We start from the raw sequence: 20866 nt of genomic DNA on the forward strand, positions 1-20866 counted from the left end.
ACCTCGTCGCCTTAAGGCATAGAAAGGATTTGAAAACATGAGAACGCTCGTTACGACCTCGGCGGTCGCGCTTCTGCTTGCCGCCACTTCACCATTGCTGGCGCAGACCAGCATCACCGGTGGCAGCGGCGGCTCGGCTGCAGCGGGCGGCACCTCCGCCTCCACCGTCGGCACCGGCGGAACGTCCACCTCGGCGACGGGCCGCACCGGCTCTTCGATCGCGGCCGGCGGAAGCGCCGCTACCGTCGACGGCAAGACCAAGACCGGCGTCAGCATGAACAAGGGCAACGGTCCGGTACTGAACTCCAACGCCCGCGCGCAAGCCCATGATGGCGGCACGTTCAGCCGCTCGCACACCCGCACCAAGGTCAAGGCCGGCGAGCAGGTCGGCTCGACCACCAAGACGATGTCGCATGTGCCGGGCTCGAAGCCGACAATGTCGAGGACGACGACGACGGCCCGCTAGCCTCGCGCGGCTCTATTCCTCACCACCTGCTGCCCGGCTTGGCCCGGGCAGCTTTTCCGTTTTCGACTTTCCGTCTTGCGAGCCGGCTCAGCCACCACGCAGGCTGTGGCTGATCCGGGTGACGACGGCATCCCATCGCCGCTTCTGGGCGGCCGGGTAGTTGATCAGAACGCAGTGCACGTAGCCGCGCGCGAAATTGCAGCGGTTGTACCAGATCTTGTCGCGCTTGATGCTCGAGACCACGAAGAAGTTCGAGCTGATCCGTTTGTAGATGATCCCCGTCGGCGGATTCTTGCTGGCGAGGAATTCGGCCGGCGACAGACCTTGCCGGTTCTCGACGGCCTGAACGGTGAAGTCGGCATTGCCGTCGGAGCTGCGGAAATGCTGCCCACATCCGTCAGGCTTGCCGGCCGGTTCGGTGAAGATCGCGGCGGGAATGTCGACCGACGTTCCGGATTCCGGGATGCGGTAAGTCCTCCAGCCGCTTGCCGAGGCGATCGAGGATGTCGCACAGAGCGCGATGATTGCGGCAAGCAATGTCTTCATGTCCGCCTCGTCATTTGCGCGGCGCCAGTTGCAGCTCCATCAAGGCCATCCTTTGCAGGTTGGAGACGTCCCGCTCGCCAGCGCCGGCGGTGCGCAGGATGGATTCGGCGAGCGCGTTGACATGCGAGGAATGCACGGGATCCGGCAGGGTCGCAACCGCAGCTTCCAGCGCGGTCGTCATGATCTCGATCACCTCGGGAGAAAATTCGGCGTTGGAAAAATTCTTCATCGCGTGCGTCGGCCGCTTGTGCGGGTCGTGTTCAACGCCGGGAAAAACCGGAAGTTCCTGGATGGGCACGGTCCCGAGTACTGGGACCGTCGGCAGGTCGGCAGCTCACGCAGCCGGCTGGTAGCCGGTGAGCCGAGCGGGCTCGGCATGCTCGTTTGCAACGCTCTGCACCCTCGCATGGCTGCCGATGACGAGACCGGCGAGCGAGAGCATCAGGCCCAGCGCGAGCGGCGCGAACAGGGCCTCTTCCTGAAATAATCCGTTGAGCAGAACGACCAGAATTCCGAAGCCGGCGAGGCCCTGCGTCAGATATCCCGACGACGCGTAGAGGCGCCAGGCCTTGAGCGCCATCGCGAAATAGAAGGCCAGCGGCACGAAGGCCGCGATGCCCATCTGGTACAAGAGGACGCCGATCGCGCTTTCGACCGCGCCGTCGATCGTGCCGGCCGCCTGCGCAGCGCTCCAATCGATCGAAAAATAGCTGTCCGACAAATTGCCGCCGATGCCGAGGCCCCGGCCGTAAGGTCTCTGCACGAATCCGTCGAGGCCGCCCATCAGGCCGATGACGTGATAGTCGCCGATCTGCAGGCCGATGCGGATCGCCAGGATCGCAAAGGCGATCATGCCGGCGAACCCCAGCAGCAATGTCGCTACGGCACCGATGAGGCGAGTCCCGATCCAGCCCGCAGCCACGAAGACGACGGTGATGAGCGCTCCCTTCACGCTGCAGAAGACCAGCAGCGGCAGGGCTGCCAGGGCGAGCAGCGGGCGTCCGACCGAGAACAGGAACAGGGCGAGAAAGCCGATCCCGTAGGCGAAGCTGATCGGGTGCATGTTCGGGCCGTGAATGCGCAGCATCTTCGACAGGCCGAAGCCTTCGAGCAAGGGCGTGTTCAGGAAATCGAAGCTGAAACGATCCTTGAGTGTGACGGGCACGTTGCCGGTCTGCCGCATCTGGGTTTCCCAGACGCCGGAATGGGTCGCCTTGAGCTCGTCGAAGCCCCAGAACGTATGGCCGTTGGTGACGGCCAGCCAGACATCGCGCAAGACGAGTTCGACATAGCCGCACAGCATGAGGATGACCGCGAGCGCGACCAGGAACGGCGTGATGCGCACCTCAAAGGTTGCCGCGGTCAGGAGCGACAGCTGAAACAAAAACAGCGGCAGAACGATGTTGCGCAAATAGACCGCCGCCGGCTGTCCGTCCTGGACGAAGCCGATCGCGAAATAGAGCGAGACGACGGCGAGGGTGACGACGCCCCAGCGCATGATCTGATTGATTTCCCTCGACTGGCTCCTCTGGCCCAGCACGTAGAGCGCAAACGTCGCCAGCCACATCACGGAGCAAATCAGGAAATTGTAGCCCTTGATGAAGTCGAGATCGGAGGGGAGCGGGACCAGCGGCGACAGGATGGAGACGAACAGGTTCTGGAAGAACAGGACGAAGATCGCGACCGCCGGGGCCCAGGTCGGGACCGCAACGACGATGGCGATACCGATCAGGACCTCGATGATGATGGCCAGCGCGGGATTGGCGAGGTGCAGAACCGGCGCAGAGCTGATCGTCGCGATGGCGATGCAGAAGGTCGCGGTCAACTCGCGCCAAGTCGGAGGTGGCGGCGCGGCCTGCACGCTCTGGCCTTGCGGTGAGTACCCGGCGCTCATCAATCGTCCTTTGCCATCGCGCCGGACACGATAGCCGCGCGAGGGGTAAGGATCCGTTAACGATCACGGCGCGTGGCGCGAGCCCCTTCAGGCCGGACGGGCGCGCCGAGCAGCGCTTCCATCACGTCGGGATCGGGCTTGCCGGTCGCGGCATCGACAAGGCCAAAGCCTTGCGCCAATTCCCAATGCGCCCAGCCCCAGCAATGCGCGCGGGCATAGGCTGTGACCTCCGCCAGCCAGCGCAACCGGCTCTGCCTGGGCGCGCCGGCTTTCAACACGCCGAACTCATTGACGACGATCGGCCGCGAAAATTGCTGCTGCCATGCGAGCGCGGGCGCGAGCCAGCGATCGGCCCCCGGCTTGTCCCTGGCGGCGGCAATCGCGGTATCGAGCATGGCGAGCGCCTTGACGGCGGCCCTGTCCTGCAAATCCTGCCGAAGCGCCTGAACCTTGGGATCGCCGGCATTGATCGGATAAGGCAGATCCATGATGTCGTGCAGCGGATCGCGCGCGTCCCAGTGCCCCTGATGGGTGAACACCATCGGATCGTAGAAATGGATGGCATAGACGACGTCAGGGTCCGCCAGCGGGCGAAACCGCGGCAGCGAGTCCGCGCGCTGCCAGTTGACCGGACCGACGATGAGCGTGGTGGCGGGCAGCAACCGGCGAACGAAGGCGGCGAGCGCCTCGACCTCCTTTTGCCATCGGTCCGCTTCGATATCGGGTTCGTTGAGCAACTCGGCGAAGACTAGATCGGCTGGATATGACCGAATGACCCCAGCAAGCGCGCGCCAGGCCTCCTGCATCTCGCCCATCGCTGCATCCGGATTATCCTTGTGCAGGCGATTGAAGCGCTCGCCCGGATGAAGGTCGACGGAGCTGGAATAGCCGAGCGAGGTCAGCTGCTTCAACGCGCCGTCTAGCACGCGCAGCGTCGCCTCGCGCTCGTCCTTTGCGGCAAAGCGCGGCATCACGCGCTCCGCCGGCACCGGCAGGCGGACATGGCTCATGCCCGCCTTGCGCAGCTGCTGCAGCAGCGCGCGGCTCGGCGGCGCACCGTTGATCCAGCCGTCGGCGTTGAAGCCGCGCGAGAGGGCGGCAAGCCGCCCGGGCGAAACCGTCGACGGCAGTGGCACGCAATCCTCGGCGAATACCGGACGGCCGACCGCGATCGACAACAGCATCGCCGCAGCCAGCAGACGGCAGCGCAAGGCTGTCATCGTCACACCGCAAGGCCCAAAGCGCCACCGTCGGGCTGAGCCACCATTGAATCAGCGGGCACGTGATTGACGACGAGGCCGGTCGGCACCGCCGCGTATCTTGCCAGCGCCGCGGTCACCCTGCGCATCGCCGACGAACCAAGCTCGCCGGCGCGCGCCACCAGGACGATCAGGTCCGCATGCGCGGCGAGCGCAATGGCGTCGGGCTGCAAGGCGAGATTGCCGGCGTGGACCACGATCAGGTCGAACTCCGAGCGGATATCGTCCTCGGGCCGCGCATCGGGCTTGCGGCCGGCACTCAGCAACTCGTCGATCGACTGAAGTCCCGCCGTGGTCGAGCCGTCCTGCCATTCGGTCACAGGCGGCTGGGAGCCTGCAAATTCCGGCTGGAGCCGGATCAGCACGCTCATCATGCCGCGGTTCACGGCGGCACGATTGAGGGCGCGCGCCACGGTGTTGCCGCCGGCGCTCTTGCCGACCGACAAAACCAGCGCGACCTTGCAGCCGCGCACCGGCACGCGGTCGATGCGTTCGAGCAACGGCCGTAGGTGAGGACCGAGATCGAGCTCGGCCGACGCGCTGACCGGTCTTTGCCAGACCGTGTTGATCCCGCCTCCGTTGATCCCGGCGCCTGGCGCCAGCTCGGGGATGCGAGCCCAGACAGGAAGGCGGGGCATCGCCTCGGCTGGGCGCGCGGCGGCGGCAGGAGGGGAAACTTGCCGGTTGGGCGTCTCCTCCGCTTCACGTGAGACAGGCGCCTCAACGGATTCGGGCTTGTCGGCGGACAGGCTGGTCGTCACCGCAACGGCGGCGGTCGACGTCAGCAGCGAGCCGATCGCCAGCGCCGCGAGCAGCAAGGCGAGCGGCGGACGCGTCGAGCGCAACGGCGGAATGGCAACCGATGCGATCTTGGTCTGGGACGCCTGCAGCTGACGCTGCTCATTGGTGGTCTTGAACCGCGACAGGAACTGCTCGTAGATGTTGCGGTTGGCATCGGCGTCGCGCTGCAGCTCCTGCAGCTTCACCAGCGCCTGGCCGTCGCGCAGCATCTTGGTCTCGACCGCCTTGAGCTGCTTTTCCAGCGCGTTCTGCTGCTCCAGCTGGGCCTCATATTCGGACTTGGCCGTATCGATGTTCTTCTTCCGCTCGATCTCGATCTGCCGGTTGATATCCGCCAGCTGGCTGTAGGAGATCGCAAGGTCGGGATGGCGGTCGCCATAGACCGCCTTCTTCTGCGCGATCTGGTCGTTCAGCGCCGAGCGCTGCGCGCGCAGCATGCTGAGGAGATCCTGCTTCACCGGCCCTTCGACATTGGCCTTGACGTCGCGCTGCACCTGCTCGTAGCGCGCCTTGGCCTCCTCAGTGCGGGCGCGGGCGGCGGAGACCTGCTGGGTCAGATCGGTCACCCGCAATTGCTGCGTGGTGGATTCCTTGCCGGCATTGACGATGTTGTGCTCGAGCCGGAAGGCGGCGACGGCGTCTTCCGACGCGCGCAGGCGCTCGCTCAGCGTTTTCAGCCGGTCCTGGAGCCAGCCGGCCGCCTCGTCCGTCGCCTCGGTGCGGACGCGGCCCTGGCTGGCGACGAAGGCCTCGGCGATGGCATTGGCATAGTAGGCGGCGCGATCCGGCCGGTTGGAGGTGAAGGAAATCGCGATGACGTAGGTCAGCCCGCGCCGGGTGATCTCAAGGCGGTTGCGGAATTTCTCGAGCAGGCGCGTCATGTCGGTATAACCGCCCGCGATGTCCTCGTCGTCCGCGATCTTGAGCTGCTCGATCAGGGGGCGGAGGAAGCCGTCGGACTTGGCGATCTCGATCTGGCTCTGCAGCGCCGCGGCATCCTGGCCGATGCCGGGCAGCACGTCCTGCTCCGAGGTCACGCGCAGCTCGCGCGGATCGAGCACGACCAGGGCCGTCGCGGCATAGCGGACCGGAAGCACCATCAGGGCGACGACGCCGAGGGCGAACAGCGCCAGCGCCAGCGTCAGAATGCGCCGGCCGTTCTCGCGCAGAAAGGACAGCGTCCCGGAGACGGTCAACGATCCCTTGGTCAGTCCCGGCGAGGCGCCGTCAAGCTTCGCCTTCCCAGCGCGCGGCGCTTCCCACGAAGCCGCTTGCTCCGTCGGGGCGATGCTTCGCGGAGATGCGCGGCTACCGAACGCCATGGGTTGGACTCGAAATCAACTGACAGTCATAGCTCTGAGGCTTGCTACACCGTAAATATCCATGGTTAACCGCCGGTTACGGCTCGGCTGGGCTGGGATGATCTTGGGTGGTGAACGATTCGTTAACGCGACGCGGCCAGCCATTCAGGCGCGGCGCACATCGGCGGCGCTGCCTGCGCTCGCCTCGATGTGCGACCGCTCACAAGCCGATGACATACCCGTCCCGCCTCGGATCGGCGGCACCCGTCATCACGCCGGTTACCGGATCGAGCGCGACGGCCTGCATGCCTCCGCAGAGCATGGTCCATCCGGTGTCCAAAATCTCGATCTCGTGGCCGCGGCGCTTCAGTTCGGCGATGGTCTCCGGCGCGATGCGGTTCTCTGCCTGAATGAAGCGGCCGTCCCACAGCCGTGAACGCGGCGCCTCGATCGCCTGCTGCAGCGGAAGGCCGAACTCGATGTGCTGCACATAAGCCTGGGCCTGGGTTTGCGGGATGCCGTAGCTGCCGGGCGTCCCCAGCGCGAGCACCGGACGGCTGCCGCGCGTCGCAATCGACGGTGCCAGCGTCACCGGCAACGCATCGCCCGGCTTGGCGAGGTTCGGGCTTCCCGGCTGCACGTCGGCCCAATGCAGATGATTGTTGAGGCAAACGCCGGTCCCCGGCACCACGACGCCGCTGCCGAACGGGCTGCCGAGACTTTGCGTCATGCAGACCAGATTGCCTTCGGCGTCGGCGATCGAGAACGAGGTGGTGTGGCCGGGATCGGCACGATCCTGCGGCATCCATTGCTCTGTCGGGCCCGTGATCGGCCGGCCGTCGCTCACACGCTGGCGAAGCCGCGCGATCGTCGCCTCGGACATTGCTGCAGCGGCTTGATCCGGTCCCAGATTGCCATGGGCGATGCGCTCGCCGGCGGCGAGACGGATCGCGCGATAGACCGTGTCGAGATGATCGGCACCGTCCTTCGGCAGACGCCCGAGGTCAAAGCCTTCAAGGATCTTGAGGGTCAGGGCGAACTGGAAGCCGCCGCATTGCTGCGCCGGGACGTGAAGCTCGAGCCCCCGATAGGACACGGTCAAGGGATCGAACCAATGCGGCTTGACGGCGATGACATCGTCCAGCGTCAGGCTGCCGCCGAGCGTGGCGAGATGGTCCACGATCCGCCGGCCGAGCTTGCCGCCATACAGATACTCGGGCCCCCATTCGGAGATCTCGGCAAGAGTCTGCGCGAGATCAGGCTGCGCGACGATGCTGCCGAGCTTCACCGGCGTTCCATCCGGGAGATAGTTCCTGACCAGTGCCGCGTGCAGCTCCGGCCAGGGTTCGAGCAGCGGCACCTGCTCGTTGATCTCATCAACACCGAAATCCGAGAGCGCAAAGCCGCCCTGCGCCAGCGTGATCGCCGGCGCAAAGACGTCCGGAAGCGATTTGCGTCCATAGCGCGAGAGCAGCTCGCACCAGCCCGCGAGATTGCCGGGCGTCGAGGCTGCCTGCGGACCGCGCTCGAGCTCGAATCTGCTGGTGTATCTGCCGACCGGGAAGCTTGCGGGCATCGGCGGCGCGAAGTCGAGCACGCGAATGCGCTGCTCGATCGCCACCCAGATCGTGGCCAGTCCAAACCCGGCAAGCCCCGACATGAACGGCTCGACCACGTTGAGGGCGGCCGCCGTGGCGACGGCCGCATCGAACGCATTGCCGCCCTGCATCAGGATTCGTGCACCGGCCTGTGCCGCGAGCGGATGCGCGGCGGCGACCATGCCGTGCCGCGAGAACAGCGTCGGACGCCCATATGTCCTGGCGAGTTGCATCCGGAAAAGGCCTTCCCCGATCAGTGCGTCGTCGCAGCAGCCTGGATCGCCTCCGACATGATCTCGAGACCGCGATCGATTTCGGCCTCGGACACCGTGAGCGGCGGCGCGATGCGGAATACGCCGCCCATGCTGGGCAACTTGACGATGTTCATGCTGAGACCGCGACGCATGGTCTCCTCCATGATCCGCGCGCCGAGTTCAAACCCCGGCGTCTTGGACTGCCGGTCGACGACGATTTCAAGACCAAGCAGAAGCCCGCGGCCCCTGACGTCACCGACGCATTCGAACTTTTGCTGCAGCGACAGCAATCCATCCCGGAGCCTGTTGCCCCTGGCGGTTGCCTGCGCCACTAACCCGTCGCGCGCGACCACGTCGAGCACCGTGACGCCGATCGCGGCGGGCAAGGGATCGGAGACATGCGTGGTGTAGAACAGGAAGCCGCGCTCGAACGCGGTCTGCTCGATGGCCTTTGTCGTCATGACCGCGGCGAGCGGCAGACCGGCGCCGAGCGTCTTCGACAGCGTGAGAATATCAGGCACCACGCCGTCACGCTCGAAGGCAAACATGTGCCCGGTGCGGCCGATTCCGGTCTGAGCTTCGTCGAGGATCAGCAGCATGCCGCGCTGCTCGCATTTTTGCTTCAAGGCCGCGAGATAGCCGAGCGGCAGTTCCAGAATGCCGCCGCTGGAGAGGATCGGCTCGGCGATGAAGGCCGCCAGACTACCGGTCGACTGGCTGTCGATCAGTGCGAACGCATCGTCGAGCTCGGTCTGCCAGTCGTTGCTGCCGTCGACGTTCCTGAAGCGCGGCCGATAGGCGTTCGGCGCGGGAATGACGAACGATCCGACCGCGGCCGGCCCATAACCGCGCCGGCCCGCGCTGTAGGTCGCCGACGCCGCCGCGCCGGTCATGCCGTGCCAGCTTTGCGCGAAGGCGACGATTTCGTGCCGGCCGGTGACGAGCTTGGCCATCCGGATCGCCGCTTCATTGGCTTCCGCGCCTGTCGTCAGCAGCTGCACGCGGTCGAGACCGGGCGCAAGCGCAGCGAGACGCTCGGCCAACGTCACCACCGGACGCGAGAGCATGCCGCTGAAGAGATGAGCGACCGCATCCATTTGCCGTGCGACCGTAGCAACGATGTCGGGATGCGTGTGCCCCAGCACGGCGCTCATCTGACCCGAGGTGAAGTCGAGGATGGCGCGTCCGTCGGCGTCGTAGACGAAACTGCCGGCCGCACGCTCGATGATGACGGGTTCGAAACTCGGCCCATAGCGGGTCAGATGCGTGTTGGCGGACGCCCAGAAATCGGAATCAGCGTTCAAGGTCATGACAGCCACCTCTCGCTTGGGGGACGTCCGACCTCTAGTCAAGAATTTGACTTCAGGCTAATTGATATAATTCAATCTGGATATCAATCTTCCTGATGTCGATGCTGGATCTCACCCTTCTGAGGAATTTCGTCGTCGTGGCCCGCACCGGCTCGATCAGCCTGGCGGCCTTGCAGATTGGCCGGACACAGTCCGCGCTCAGCATGCAGATGCAACGGCTGGAACAGACGATCACGCAGCCGCTGTTTCACCGCAGCGGATCCGGCATGAGACTGACCGCGGCCGGCGAGAAACTGCTCGCCCACGCCGAGATGCTGCTGGCGCAGCACGACGAGATTCTCGCCGACATGAGCGGCGAGAGTCTCAAAGGGACGCTGAGCCTGGGCTGCCCGGAGGACTATTCGATCGCTTTCCTGCCGGCGCTGCTGAAGGGGTTCTGCGCGCTGCATCCCAATGTCGAGCTGCGCATGGTCTGCGCACCGACCTCCGAGCTGCGCCCGATGTTGGCGCGGCGCCAGATCGACATGGCGCTGGTCTCGCTGTCCGATGCCGGAGCGCGCGAGGTGATCCGCGAGGAGCGCTTCGTCTGGGTTGCGAACGAGGCCGAACCGAAAATACTGACGCAGGATGTGCTGCCGCTGGCGCTGGCGGCGCCGATGAGCCTGGACTACCGCGCCGCCTGCGCCGCGATGGACGCGGTCAATCGGCGCTACAGGGTCGCCTACGCGAGCAACAGCCTCGCCGGCCTGATCGCGATCGCGCGGTCCGGTCATGCGATCAGCGTCCTGACACGAACCGCCGTCCCGTTCGATCTACACGTCGTCTCGGCCGGACTGCCCCTGCTTCCGACCATCGGCATCGCGCTCGAATTCTCGGAGGCGAGGCCCTCGCTGCTGGCGACGACGCTGGCCGAGCACGTCCGCACCGTATTGCCCGGACTGAAGACCAAGGCGGAGATCGATTAGTGACCTGCGCGTGTGCGGCGAGCGCAGCGCTCAGCTGATGTTCAGGAGGATCCGTCCCGATGTGCCGCTGCGCATCAGATCCAGGGCGTCGTTGATGTCGTCGAGCGCGAATTGGTGGGTCACGATGCCGCGGTAGCTCACCTTGCCGGCGTCGCTGAGTCGCACCAGGCGCGGGATATCGCGCGCGGGCTGGCATTGCCCGCCTTCCGAGCCCTTCAGCACCTTCTCGAAGTGCAACGGCAGGGTATAGATCTCGGCCTTCTCGCGGGGCACGCCGACGAGGATGCAGCGGCCTTTCTTGGCCGTGATCTCGTAGGCGAGCTCGATCAGGTTCTTGACGCCGGTGGTCTCGACGACCTTGTCGGGGCCGTCGGCCCCCGTGACGGACCGGACCTCGGCGGCCACATCCTTCACGGTCTCGGAATTGATGATGTGGGTGGCGCCGAAATCCTTCGCCATGGCCAGCTTGTTGTCGAGGCGATCGATCGCAATGACCGGCCATGCGCCGACCATCGCGGCGAATTGCACGATGTTCAATCCGACGCCGCCGACACCGAATACGACGACGGCTTCGCCGATGGCGATCTGCGCATCGTTGTTGACGACGCCGAGCGCGGTCGTCACCGCGCAGCCGAGCAGCGGCGCACTGGTGCGGTCGATCGTATCAGGAACGGGCGTGACGCGATTTTCCGACACCACGGCATATTCGTTGAAGGTGGTGACCCAGCCCGCATTGAGGCGCTTGCCGCGCCAGGAATAGACCGGCGTGTTGGACTGGATGCCCTTGCCCGGCCGCCAATGCATGACGACGGTGTCGCCCTGCTTGCAGGAGACGACGCCGGGTCCGGTTTCGACGATGGTCGCCAGCGCCTCGTGCCCCAACAGGTGCGGCAGGAACTTGTCGACGCCCTTGACGGCGTCGATCTCGTTGATCTGCGCGCCGCAAATGCTCGACGTGTGCACATGGGCGAGCACCTGACCGTGCTCGAGCCTGTCGGGCAGATTGAACTCGTCGACGATCAGCGGCTTGCCGGATTCGACGAGGATCGCGGCCTTTGCAGTCTTGATGTCCATGGGTCGCGCGCCCGGTCACTCGAAATAGATGAATTCGTAATCGCCGGTGTAGCCGAGCTTGCCGTAGAGCCAGATCCATTCCGAGGTGTGCAGGATGGATTCTGCCGTTAGCGCCCAGCATTCGAGGTTGTGCAGCTCGGTGACGTTCCGGTAGCCCTCGACCATGACGTATTTGTTCTTGCCGACCCGCTCGATCTCCTTGAGCGCGGCCTCGAGCTCGTAGAGCCTGAGATTGTGCAGGGTGCCGAGCGAGATGACGAGGTCGAAGCTGTCGTCGCCATAGGGATAGACGTCCTGGGCGCGATAGTTGAACAGATACGGCTTCACCTGCTCGTGTGCATTGGCAAGACCATGCTTGGAAATGTCGAAGCCGGTGACCTTCAGACCCGGCAGGATCTTCTGCATCTCGTACAGCAGAAAGCCCTTGCCGCAGCCGACGTCGAGCACGCTCGACCCGTCCTTCAGGCCATAGGTCTCGATCAGCGCCTTGGCGACGGGGGCCCAGCGCCCCTCGATGAAGCGGTAGCCGCCATAACCGAAACGGCGATCGCCGTCCCAGTAATCGGCCTCGTACTCCCGCGCCTTCAGCGAGCAGCCGATCTTGTCGTCGTTCATGCGGCCCATGTAGTCGCGCTTGGTCGCAGTGTGCAGCGGCGTTACGATATTCAGCAGTCGTCCCATTGAGCCCTCGGATTTCATCACGCGCGGAGATTGTCTTGACCGGCCTGGGGAGCCTCGCACGTGACCTGCGACTGGCCCTAGCATTTGTCGCGAAGACCATCATTGTTTCAGATCAATGATGTGGAAATGCTGCCGCGGCGCCGGTCAAGATCCGGCCGATGAATCGCCAGTGCCGACCAAGCGCCAGGTTCCAGCCGCGGCTGCCGGCGGCCGTGACATGGCGACGCTGGAACGAGATGCGCCGCACGGCGTTCGGCAGCGAGGAGAATCCTGCCATGCCGACCAAGCCGACCATCGCCCGCGTCTGGCGCGGCCGTACCCGCCGCGACCTCGCCGACGCCTACCAGGCCTATCTGCAGGCCGAGGGCATCCCGCCGCTGCGAAAGACCGCGCTCGGCGTGCAGCAATTGCGCGAGGACCGCGACGAGGAGACGTGGTTCACCACCATTTCCTATTGGGCGGACATCGCAGCCATGACGGCTTTCACCAAGGGCGAGCCGACCAAGGTCCATCATCTCGCGCGCGACGCGGAGTTCCTGATCGAGCTGCCGGAGCGCATCGAGATCCACCGCATCCTGATCGACGAGCAGGGCCTGCGGTGAAGGCCTCGCTCATCCGCTTGTCCGTGTCTTGATTCCCCGCTCCGCCGCGCTATACGTTCCCGCCATGATGTTCATCTCCACATTCTTCCCGCTGATCTGAACGGCCGAACGTCGTTCCGGCGCTCCTGCGCCACTCAGATCAAACGGCTACGCGCGCTGCGGTAGCCGAACGGAGAGATGTGCAATGCCCAAGACCGAACAGGTTGGCCTGACGCCCCGTCAGGTCCAGACCTTCATCGACGACGGTTTCGTCAAACTCGAGAATGCCTTCAGCACCGACCTTGCCAAGCAATGCAGGGACGAGCTGTGGGCGGATATCGGCCTGTCGCCGGACGAGCCCGAACATTGGACCGAGCCCGTTGTCCGGGTCGGCGCCAAAGCGACGCCCCCCTTCATTGAAGCCGCGAACACGCCGCGTCTGCACAAGGCCTATGATCAGCTCGCCGGCGAAGGGCGCTGGCTTGCGCCCAGGGGCCTCGGAACGTTTCCGATCCGCTTCCCGTCATCGCAATCGCCAGGCGACGATGGCTGGCATGTGGACATGAGCTTTGGCACAGCCCATGCCGACTTCATGGAATGGCGTGCCAATGTGAAGAGCAGCGGCCGTGCGCTGCTGATGCTCTTCCTGTTCTCGGACGTCGGAAACGATGATGCGCCCACGCGAATCCGGAAAGGCTCGCATGCGGCCATCGCGCGGGAGCTACTGCCCCATGGCGAGGCGGGCGCAACGCTCCGGCAACTTGCTGCCGGCGACTGGGCGTCGACAAGGGATCGCGAGGTTGAACTTGCGACCGGCAAGCCAGGCACCGTCTATCTGTGCCACCCGTTCCTGGTTCATGCCGCGCAACCCCACCGCGGGAAAGAGCCGCGCTTCATGGCACAGCCTCCGCTGCTGCCGAAGCGCGAATTCGATCCGGCGCTGCCACCTTCGCCGATTCAGATCGCGATCCGGCGGGCTTGCGGGCTGACGGTGTAGGCGGATGGCATCCGGGGCCGCTGGGCGGTCCCGGATGTTGCTGTCGCCTTGTGTCGTTTGCGAAACCGCATCACGCCGACAGCGGCACGCTCAAAGGCACGGATTTTTCACGGGTGGTCGCTTGACGGACAAGAGCGTGTTCAAAGTTGAAACTCGCAAGTCGTGCGAAGCGGACCGCAATGCAATGCTCATGGGACGAATAGGGTTGGCTTCGCACAGCTTGCGGCGATCGTCGTCGGATTGCCCGCGCACCACGTCCCCGACGTGCTGCTTACGTTGCCGAATGGCATCCTGAAGCTCCGATTTGGTCACGGGAACGATGCTGTTCTCAACGATGAACTCGTTCATGCGAGCTATCGCATCGTCCAGATCGGCTTCAAAGGCTTGATCTTCGCTCGGCTGGCAAACTTCGGTGTAGGCTCGAACCCCGACATAAATCTCCCAACTGCATTGCACGGCTCCGCGTCCGCTGTTGTCGAACCCGGTACTCATGATCCGGTCGCCATCGCGCTCCAAAAAGAAGGACACCCCCGAGGAGAGATCTATACGTCGCGTCGCCTTGCCCTTGTCATTGACGCCATCAACCACCTTTGCGTCGGACCGCTTCGTCAAGGCATCCCACAACGGAGACCACTGTGCCTCCTGGGCATCGGCGGTGAGGGCTGATAGCAGCAGCGCGGCAGCGACACAGATCAAGCCACTGGCTGCGGACCATGTGCGACGCTTAGACATCAAGGGCTTTCCAGCAGACCGTGGGGTGTGGGACGATAGCTGCACCAACGGCAAACGCAATTCAGAACTGCGCGGCGCAAGTGTGACCCCGACCACCGTCGTCACAGTTTCCCATACACCCGCGCGGCAACCGCCTTCAGGCGCTCGACCGAGCCGGACTGCGGATGCGGCTTGACCGGGGCGAACAGGATCGAAGCCTGGCGGCCGTTCTTCCAGACATGGATGTGGACGGCGTTGCCGTTGCCCTTGGTGCAGGAATGCTCGCCGAAGGCTTCGCGGCCGAGCTCGGGGATCGCCACGTGCGTGCATGGCCCTGCACGCTTCATCATGCCGATGGCGGTATCGCGCGAGGTCGTGATCACCGCGACGGTCATGGTGTTGGCCTCACGATCGAACATCATGCAGCTGCCTGCCCCGGTCCGCTGCACCGTCAGCGTGCCGTTGTCGAGAAAGCCGTCGGCATCGGCGGCCGTGAGCCACTCGCAATTGCCGAACCGCTCGCTGCTCCTGCTCACATTGCCGACGGCAACGCGCGCGGCCTCAGTGATCGGCGCGAGCAGCGCATCATCGGCACGCCGGCCGTTCGGATAGACGCTGATCTGCAGAATGTAATCGCCGGACAGGGCGACGACCGAGGCCTCCTGGCGTTCCGCGCCCGCCGCGCTCGTTCCGCCCTGGCCCTCGTCGCCGATTCCGGACACTGCGCTCAGCGGCATGCGTTCGCCAAGCGTCTTGACGAAGGTCGCGTACAATTCCCTGGCGCGGTCCTTGTCGGGATTGCGGAACACGGAGAGCATCATCGTGTCGCCGCGCCCGGCCTGGTAGATGCAGCCGCGGCCGTCCTGGTTCGAAATCAGCGACCATTTCAGCGCCGGCATCGCCCGGGCGAGCTCCTGGGCGCTGATGAACGGGCAGGTTTCGGCCGCGCGCGCGGGAAGCACCGAGGCGGCTGCGATGGCAAGGAATAAAACGAAGCGGGAGAATAGATGATCGATCGTGCGCATCGGACGAACTTACCATCGAAACGGCGCGCGCGACGAGATGAAACTGAGAACTGCTATCTCATTGAATTTCAGCTACACAGAATCCTATTACGCAGCCCCCGGTGCCTTCGCCACCGTCAGGTCCTTCAGGAACTGCTCCATGAGCGGCTTGTTGCCAAACCGGCGATAAGAGCGCTCTGCCTCCAACGAAAATGTCGGTTGGGCCCCTACCAAGCTTGCCATCGTCAGCTGCGCCGCTTCTATATCACCGCGCCGCCCTTGCAGCGCAGCCTGTATGAGCAGGCAGTTGGCATCGCGCGGCGCCCTTACAAGGCATTCGGAGATCACGGTAGCCGACTCATCGCGACGATCAGCGGCGTAAAGAGCCTGGCCATGCACATAGGCGTAATATTCCGGTGCCATGGGATGAAGGCGACGCGCCCGCTCGGCATTGGCAACAGCGTCCGCGTAGTCCCCGAAACGGACTTGTGCTTTTGCCAATGCCATCATGCTATCCGGGTCATTGGGATTCAGTTCGACGGCGCGCTTGGCGGCCTGCAAGCCGCCCGCATAATCGCCCTGCACCGCCAGCCCGAAGCTGATCACCTGATAGCCGAGCGAGAGATTGGGATCGAGGCGCACAGCCTGGCGCGCTTCGCTAAGACCTAGTTCCAGCTCATGCGCTGTCGCCCGACCACTCGACCTCTTGGCCACATCCGCGATGTAAGTGAGGGCCAAGCCCGCACGGGCGGCGGCATAGGCCGGGTCCATTTCCAGCGCGCGCTGATATAGGCCGCGTGCCTCCATAAGTGCTTCCGCATCCTGGACGCCATGCCGGTATCGATGACGGGCCCGCAAGAGAAAATCGTAAGCCTGGAGGTTGTCGGTCGGCCGTTGCGCGGCAGCGATGGCTTCACTTCGGCCGATATACGGCGCGAGCTGGGCGACGATTTCCGTGGTCAGCTCGCTTTGTACGGTGAAGACGTCGGCAACCTGCCTGTCGAAGCTGCGCGACCAAAGGTGCGCGCCCGATTTCACGTCGATCAGCTGCGCCGAGACGCGAAGCCGGTCCCCCTCGCGGCGCGCGCTGCCTTCCACCACGTAGGAAACGCCCAGCTTTGCCCCGAGCTTGCGCATATCGCTTTCTTGCCCGCGCACGGCATAGGTGGAGTCCCGCGCGATGATCTGAAGCTCGGAATTCCTTGCAAGCGCTGTGGTCACATCCTCGGTCAGCCCGTCTGCAAAGTACGACTGGTCCCCGCCCATGGTCGCAAAGGGCATGACCGCAACTGACGGGCGCGGGTCGGCGCGGGTCTGGTCGAAAGATAGCGCGGCCGGGAGCCGGCTGACCATCGCCGCCAGGGAAAGCGGTTGGATTTGGGTGCCGATGAGGACAAGGGCTACGGCGGCGACGCCATATGACCAGCGCGCAGCGGTACCGCGTAGAACGCGCGGGACTTTTCGCCAGCGAGACCACGAGGATTGCGCGCGTCGGACCCGGTAGACGTTAAGACGGTCGGGAATGTTTTTGGCGCGCCTGCGGCCCACACGCGCGAACACATCGCCGCGATTGCGGTCTGCGGCCATGACGACAGCGCCGCTAACAAAGATGCTACCGGGATCGGCCATCGTCTCGAGCCGTGTGGCGACATTAACGCCGTCGCCGTACATATCGCCATTATCCTCGATGACATCACCGAGGTTGATGCCTATGCGCAGCTCAAACGGGGCGTTGTCGAACCCTTGCTGGATGGCAGAGCCCGCATCAACGGCTTCGTTGACGCTGGGAAACATCGCCAGAAACCCGTCGCCGGTCTTCTTGAAGATGCGTCCACCATGCTGCGCGACTGTGGGCTCGATCAGATTGTCGAAGACCGTGCGCAGCTCTTTATAGGTGGAGGCCTCGTTTTCGGCCATCATCAGGCTGTAGCTGACGATGTCGGCGGCCATGATCGCGGCGAGCTTGCGTTCCATCAACGGTTTCCCTGTACAGGGGCCAAGCACAACTGGCATTGCGGACATTCTACGCCAGCTTGAAATTAAACCTTCCAACCCGCATGCGGTTATCAACACAGCTCATATATTCGTGAGCAATGAGACCCGTCCGGCGGCGCGCAAGCAGCACCACTCCGCTCATACGGCTGATCCAGAGTTTCCCTGCGGGTTCCCATATGGCGACGGTGAGGCCGGCGCTGGGTCAGCGGGCCGTCGTCACCGCCCCTGATATTCGGCCCAGCAATCCGCCGTTTCATAGACGCGGACCGCCCACAGCTGCGGCAGGCTGGGCTTCAAGCGGTCCCAGATCCAGACCGCGATATTCTCGGCGGTCGGATTCGCGAGGCCGTCGACCTCGTTCAGGCACTGGTGGTCCAGCGCCGCCATGATGCCGGCGAAGCTTTTCTCGATATCGAAGAAATCAGCGACGAAGCCGGTGTGCGGGTCAACCGGCCCATCCAGCTGGACCTCGACCCGATAGGAATGACCATGCAGCCGGCTGCACCTGTGAGTCTCGGGCACGTTTGGCAGCCGATGCGCCGCCTCGAACTTGAACGCCTGCGATATCCTCATCCAGCTCCCCACACGGCATGGCCATCCGGTCTCGGGCCGGTCTGGCGACCAGATGCTGTCCTGTCCTGACCTTTCGGCAAAGAATGGCGCGCCCGGAACGATTCGAACGTCCGACCCTCAGATTCGTAGTCTGATGCTCTATCCAGCTGAGCTACGGGCGCGTGTTTCGCAAACAGCGCGGGCAGGGCCCGCAAGCAGCCCCCGGCGGAGCCGGAGGGGGTGCGAAAGAGCGCTCTGACTAACCGCTCTTGTCCCGATTGGCAAGGTCCGGCTCGCCGGTATTTTGGGGCATTTCCGCACTTCTCTTCGTCATTCCGGGGCGCGACGAAGTCGCGAGCCCGGAATCCATAACCACCAGCCGGGGTTATGGATTCCGGGCCCGACCCTTCGGGTCGTCCCGGAATGACGGAAGGAATGGCGATGGCCCAGCTCGTTTCAGTCGGCCGCTGGCCTAGCCTTAAGCCCTCTGGCGCTCGTTGCGGATGGAGAGCAGTTCCACGGGACGGTCGGGGATGACGATGCGGAACGTGGCGCCGATGGTGCCTTCGACCAGGTGGATCTCGCCGCCATGGGCGCGGACCAGCTCGGCGGCGATGGCGAGGCCAAGGCCGCTGCCGCCGGGGCGGCCCGAGGTCTGGAAGGCCTCGAACAGGCGCTCCCGGGTCTTCGGGGGAACGCCGGGGCCGGTGTCGGAGACCTCGAGAATGGCGACGGCGCCTTCGCGCTTTCCGGTGATCCGGATCTGCTGCACGCGCCCCTCACCCGCCGCATGGCTTTCGAGCGCCTGGGCGGCGTTGCGGACGAGGTTGAGCAAGACGCGGAACAGCTGGTCGGGGTCGGCGTCGACCGCGAGCCCGCGCTCGATCGCGGCGACCCAGGCGATCGAGGCGTCGTTGGCGAGCCCCGCGGTCTCCCGCACCTCCATCACCACAGGCTCGATCAGGATCATGCGGCGGTCGGGTGCGGCCTCCTGGGCGCGGCCGTAGGACAATGTCGACTGGCAGAAGGCGATGGCGCGCTCGAGCGAGCGCACGAGCTTGGGCGCAAAGCGCTGCACGCGCGGATCCGGCACGCTGGCGAGCTGATCCGACAGCAGCTGGGCCGAGGCGAGCAGATTGCGCAGATCGTGGTTGATCTTGGAGACCGCGAGGCCGAGGGCAGCGAGCCGGCTCTTCTGATTCAGCATCGACATCAGGTCGCGCTGCATGTCGGACAATTCGCGCTCGGCGACCCCGATCTCGTCGCTGCGCTGGCTCGGCACGATGATGCCGGCCGAGCTCTCGGGATTCTCGTGGAAGCCGACCAGGCTCGCGGTCAGCCGCCGCATCGGGCGCACGAAGAGATAATGAAGCGCGAGATAGACGAGGCCCGCGGTCAGCACCGCGATGATCAACGCGACCACGACGAGGTTGCGGGAGAAGCGGTACATCTGCTTCCGCAGCGGCAGCTCGTCGGTGACGATCTCGATGAACTGGGCATTGCCGACCCCGGGGCCGACGATGCGGATGGCCTGGTTGCCGGTCTCCAGCATCATCCGGAACGAGCCGGTGATGGCCTCCCAGGCCGTCATGTCGCGCAGGTCGATGTCGTGCTCGATGGCGGCCGGAATGTTGTCGCTGGCGAGCAGCCGGCGCTGCTGGCCCATCTTGATTGCGACGGCGCGGGCATTGATGCTCTTCAGGATCTGCCGCGACAGCGAATCGGGGACCATGCCGAGCGGCGCCGCATCCAGCACCAGCGCCGCGGTGTTGGCCGCCGCGACGCGATCATTCAGCCGGTTGACCCAGAAATTCGCGATGGCTGGCACGTAGAGCAGCACCGCGGCGATCATCACCAAGGGAATGGTGAGCAGCAGCAGCTTGCCGGACAACCCGAGCCCGCGCGAGCCGCGGGGCCGCGTCGCCGGCTGGTCTGGCTGATCCAGATCCTGGATCGGCTGGCGATCTGTGGCTGGCACGAAACTCGCCCCTGTTGGCCTTGGCTGATGGAGGATGCGACCCGACCGATGTCCGGTCAAATTACGGATCGCTAATCTGCCGAGGTGTGATGTAAGCGCTGATAGCGCGAGTCGCCACCTCAAGGGTTAAAAACGCCGCGCAAACAGCGATATTCACCACAATCGCGCGCTTGTGCGGCGTTGACGAAGACAAGGCGCTCCCTTATAAGCCGCGCGAATTGTCCGCGATGACCCGGTGCGACACCGGGAGCGGCTCTCTTGGGGCCGAAAAAGGGCCCGTTTTGGGCCGCATCTTCCGGACTTTACCATCAATTCTACAGGCAAATTGCCCGGTCAGCGGAGAAAAACCCGTGAAGCGGACTTATCAACCCAGCAAACTGGTGCGCAAGCGCCGTCACGGCTTCCGCGCCCGTCTCGCCACTGCCGGCGGCCGCAAGGTTCTCGCCGCCCGCCGCGCCCGCGGCCGCAAGCGTCTGAGCGCCTGAGCCGGACCCCCTTTTTGGGATTTCATCATGGATCGGCTGAGGCAGCGGGCGGATTTCCTCGCCGTTGCCAATGGCGCGCGGGTGAATAGTCCCGCGTTCGTCCTGCAAAGCCGCCGCCGCGATGATTCCGGCCCTGTCAGGATCGGCTTCACCGTCACCAAGAAGAACGGCAACGCCCCCGAGCGCAATCGCATCCGGCGCCGGTTGCGCGAACTGGTGAAGCTGCTCGATCCGACATCGATGCAGCCCCACCATGATTATGTCCTGGTCGGACGAAAGGACGCGCTCTCGCGCGACTTCGCCACCATGCTCGACGATCTGCGCATAGCGTTCACGAAGCCCGCGCGGCATACGGCCAAAGCGCGCGGCCACAGGCCGGGTCACGCCGCAGCGACCAGCCGCAAACCGGATTGA

20 protein-coding genes and 1 tRNA gene are annotated in these 20866 nt (G+C 64.7%); 6 read left to right on the forward strand and 15 right to left on the reverse strand.

The window, feature by feature from the left end:
- Window positions 1-37: 37 nt before the first annotated feature.
- Window positions 38-466: a hypothetical protein gene (locus I6F20_RS16370; RefSeq protein WP_036026530.1), complete on the forward strand. Its 429-nt coding sequence runs from the start codon at window positions 38-40 to the stop codon at window positions 464-466.
- Window positions 467-553: 87 nt separating this feature from the next.
- Here the strand turns inward: I6F20_RS16370 and I6F20_RS16375 are convergent, their stop codons facing one another.
- The 7 genes from I6F20_RS16375 to I6F20_RS16405 all read right to left on the reverse strand — a co-directional run bounded on the left by I6F20_RS16375 (window position 554) and on the right by I6F20_RS16405 (window position 9429).
- Window positions 554-1012: a hypothetical protein gene (locus I6F20_RS16375; RefSeq protein ID WP_225126984.1), complete on the reverse strand. Its 459-nt coding sequence runs from the start codon at window positions 1010-1012 to the stop codon at window positions 554-556.
- A gap of 10 nt (window positions 1013-1022) precedes the next feature.
- A complete protein-coding gene (locus I6F20_RS16380) occupies window positions 1023-1241 on the reverse strand; it encodes a hypothetical protein (RefSeq protein WP_036026528.1) in 219 nt (72 codons plus the stop codon).
- Window positions 1242-1346: 105 nt separating this feature from the next.
- Window positions 1347-2906, reverse strand: a complete 1560-nt coding sequence (locus tag I6F20_RS16385) for a hypothetical protein (RefSeq protein ID WP_225126985.1) — start codon at window positions 2904-2906, stop codon at window positions 1347-1349.
- Between the two features lie 56 nt (window positions 2907-2962).
- Window positions 2963-4126 (reverse strand): glycoside hydrolase family 5 protein, encoded by a 1164-nt coding sequence (locus I6F20_RS16390; protein WP_225126986.1) that lies wholly within the window; start codon window positions 4124-4126, stop codon window positions 2963-2965.
- A gap of 2 nt (window positions 4127-4128) precedes the next feature.
- Window positions 4129-6288: a GumC family protein gene (locus I6F20_RS16395; RefSeq protein ID WP_225126988.1), complete on the reverse strand. Its 2160-nt coding sequence runs from the start codon at window positions 6286-6288 to the stop codon at window positions 4129-4131.
- A gap of 199 nt (window positions 6289-6487) precedes the next feature.
- Window positions 6488-8098 carry a gamma-glutamyltransferase family protein gene (locus I6F20_RS16400; protein WP_225126989.1) on the reverse strand — a complete coding sequence of 537 codons (1611 nt, stop codon included), beginning with the start codon at window positions 8096-8098 and terminating at the stop codon, window positions 6488-6490.
- Between the two features lie 20 nt (window positions 8099-8118).
- Window positions 8119-9429, reverse strand: coding sequence for an aspartate aminotransferase family protein (locus tag I6F20_RS16405; protein ID WP_225126990.1), 1311 nt, complete (start codon window positions 9427-9429; stop codon window positions 8119-8121).
- A gap of 101 nt (window positions 9430-9530) precedes the next feature.
- Here I6F20_RS16405 and I6F20_RS16410 point away from each other — a divergent pair, with 101 nt between their 5' ends.
- The gene (locus I6F20_RS16410) at window positions 9531-10394 is read left to right on the forward strand and encodes a LysR family transcriptional regulator (protein WP_225127161.1); all 864 of its coding nucleotides are present in this window, start codon (window positions 9531-9533) and stop codon (window positions 10392-10394) included.
- Between the two features lie 30 nt (window positions 10395-10424).
- Here I6F20_RS16410 and I6F20_RS16415 read toward each other — a convergent pair whose 3' ends face one another.
- Complete coding sequence (locus I6F20_RS16415; RefSeq protein WP_225126991.1) at window positions 10425-11468, reverse strand: zinc-binding dehydrogenase; 1044 nt, start codon at window positions 11466-11468, stop codon at window positions 10425-10427.
- A gap of 15 nt (window positions 11469-11483) precedes the next feature.
- Window positions 11484-12149: a class I SAM-dependent methyltransferase gene (locus tag I6F20_RS16420; protein WP_036014038.1), complete on the reverse strand. Its 666-nt coding sequence runs from the start codon at window positions 12147-12149 to the stop codon at window positions 11484-11486.
- Between the two features lie 275 nt (window positions 12150-12424).
- Between I6F20_RS16420 and I6F20_RS16425 the strand changes: the two genes are divergently transcribed.
- A complete protein-coding gene (locus I6F20_RS16425; protein WP_036014049.1) occupies window positions 12425-12751 on the forward strand; it encodes a hypothetical protein in 327 nt (108 codons plus the stop codon).
- A 184-nt stretch (window positions 12752-12935) separates the two neighbouring features.
- Entirely contained in the window at window positions 12936-13727 is a 792-nt protein-coding gene (locus I6F20_RS16430; protein WP_225126992.1) for a phytanoyl-CoA dioxygenase family protein, read from the forward strand.
- Between the two features lie 90 nt (window positions 13728-13817).
- On the opposite strand, the gene I6F20_RS16435 is transcribed toward I6F20_RS16430, so the two are convergent.
- From I6F20_RS16435 to I6F20_RS16460, 6 genes are all read right to left on the reverse strand, one after another.
- Window positions 13818-14459 (reverse strand): hypothetical protein, encoded by a 642-nt coding sequence (locus I6F20_RS16435; RefSeq protein ID WP_225126993.1) that lies wholly within the window; start codon window positions 14457-14459, stop codon window positions 13818-13820.
- A 101-nt stretch (window positions 14460-14560) separates the two neighbouring features.
- Window positions 14561-15463, reverse strand: coding sequence for a hypothetical protein (locus tag I6F20_RS16440; RefSeq protein ID WP_225126994.1), 903 nt, complete (start codon window positions 15461-15463; stop codon window positions 14561-14563).
- A gap of 87 nt (window positions 15464-15550) precedes the next feature.
- Complete coding sequence (locus I6F20_RS16445; protein WP_225126995.1) at window positions 15551-17416, reverse strand: tetratricopeptide repeat protein; 1866 nt, start codon at window positions 17414-17416, stop codon at window positions 15551-15553.
- Between the two features lie 237 nt (window positions 17417-17653).
- Window positions 17654-18010 carry a 6-carboxytetrahydropterin synthase QueD gene (queD, locus tag I6F20_RS16450; RefSeq protein ID WP_109145451.1) on the reverse strand — a complete coding sequence of 119 codons (357 nt, stop codon included), beginning with the start codon at window positions 18008-18010 and terminating at the stop codon, window positions 17654-17656.
- 84 nt (window positions 18011-18094) lie between these two features.
- Window positions 18095-18171, reverse strand: a tRNA-Arg gene (locus tag I6F20_RS16455).
- A 296-nt stretch (window positions 18172-18467) separates the two neighbouring features.
- The gene (locus I6F20_RS16460) at window positions 18468-19967 is read right to left on the reverse strand and encodes a sensor histidine kinase (protein WP_036014057.1); all 1500 of its coding nucleotides are present in this window, start codon (window positions 19965-19967) and stop codon (window positions 18468-18470) included.
- Between the two features lie 350 nt (window positions 19968-20317).
- Between I6F20_RS16460 and rpmH the strand changes: the two genes are divergently transcribed.
- Both rpmH and rnpA read left to right on the forward strand, forming a co-directional pair.
- Window positions 20318-20452 carry a 50S ribosomal protein L34 gene (gene rpmH / locus I6F20_RS16465; protein WP_008542748.1) on the forward strand — a complete coding sequence of 45 codons (135 nt, stop codon included), beginning with the start codon at window positions 20318-20320 and terminating at the stop codon, window positions 20450-20452.
- 27 nt (window positions 20453-20479) lie between these two features.
- Entirely contained in the window at window positions 20480-20866 is a 387-nt protein-coding gene (rnpA, locus tag I6F20_RS16470; protein WP_225126996.1) for a ribonuclease P protein component, read from the forward strand.

Origin of the sequence: Bradyrhizobium sp. IC3123 (assembly GCF_020193625.1) — a bacterium.
Lineage (GTDB): Bacteria > Pseudomonadota > Alphaproteobacteria > Rhizobiales > Xanthobacteraceae > Bradyrhizobium > Bradyrhizobium yuanmingense.

Bases quoted from the DNA above. Each gene is read 5' to 3' on its own strand.
- I6F20_RS16370 (WP_036026530.1), top strand. From the start codon at position 38: ATGAGAACGCTCGTTACGACCTCGGCGGTCGCGCTTCTGCTTGCCGCC.
- I6F20_RS16375 (WP_225126984.1), bottom strand. From the start codon at position 1,012: ATGAAGACATTGCTTGCCGCAATCATCGCGCTCTGTGCGACATCCTCG.
- I6F20_RS16380 (WP_036026528.1), bottom strand. From the start codon at position 1,241: ATGAAGAATTTTTCCAACGCCGAATTTTCTCCCGAGGTGATCGAGATC.
- I6F20_RS16385 (WP_225126985.1), bottom strand. From the start codon at position 2,906: ATGAGCGCCGGGTACTCACCGCAAGGCCAGAGCGTGCAGGCCGCGCCG.
- I6F20_RS16390 (WP_225126986.1), bottom strand. From the start codon at position 4,126: ATGACAGCCTTGCGCTGCCGTCTGCTGGCTGCGGCGATGCTGTTGTCG.
- I6F20_RS16395 (WP_225126988.1), bottom strand. From the start codon at position 6,288: ATGGCGTTCGGTAGCCGCGCATCTCCGCGAAGCATCGCCCCGACGGAG.
- I6F20_RS16400 (WP_225126989.1), bottom strand. From the start codon at position 8,098: ATGCAACTCGCCAGGACATATGGGCGTCCGACGCTGTTCTCGCGGCAC.
- I6F20_RS16405 (WP_225126990.1), bottom strand. From the start codon at position 9,429: ATGACCTTGAACGCTGATTCCGATTTCTGGGCGTCCGCCAACACGCAT.
- I6F20_RS16410 (WP_225127161.1), top strand. From the start codon at position 9,531: ATGCTGGATCTCACCCTTCTGAGGAATTTCGTCGTCGTGGCCCGCACC.
- I6F20_RS16415 (WP_225126991.1), bottom strand. From the start codon at position 11,468: ATGGACATCAAGACTGCAAAGGCCGCGATCCTCGTCGAATCCGGCAAG.
- I6F20_RS16420 (WP_036014038.1), bottom strand. From the start codon at position 12,149: ATGGGACGACTGCTGAATATCGTAACGCCGCTGCACACTGCGACCAAG.
- I6F20_RS16425 (WP_036014049.1), top strand. From the start codon at position 12,425: ATGCCGACCAAGCCGACCATCGCCCGCGTCTGGCGCGGCCGTACCCGC.
- I6F20_RS16430 (WP_225126992.1), top strand. From the start codon at position 12,936: ATGCCCAAGACCGAACAGGTTGGCCTGACGCCCCGTCAGGTCCAGACC.
- I6F20_RS16435 (WP_225126993.1), bottom strand. From the start codon at position 14,459: ATGTCTAAGCGTCGCACATGGTCCGCAGCCAGTGGCTTGATCTGTGTC.
- I6F20_RS16440 (WP_225126994.1), bottom strand. From the start codon at position 15,463: ATGCGCACGATCGATCATCTATTCTCCCGCTTCGTTTTATTCCTTGCC.
- I6F20_RS16445 (WP_225126995.1), bottom strand. From the start codon at position 17,416: ATGGAACGCAAGCTCGCCGCGATCATGGCCGCCGACATCGTCAGCTAC.
- queD (WP_109145451.1), bottom strand. From the start codon at position 18,010: ATGAGGATATCGCAGGCGTTCAAGTTCGAGGCGGCGCATCGGCTGCCA.
- rnpA (WP_225126996.1), top strand. From the start codon at position 20,480: ATGGATCGGCTGAGGCAGCGGGCGGATTTCCTCGCCGTTGCCAATGGC.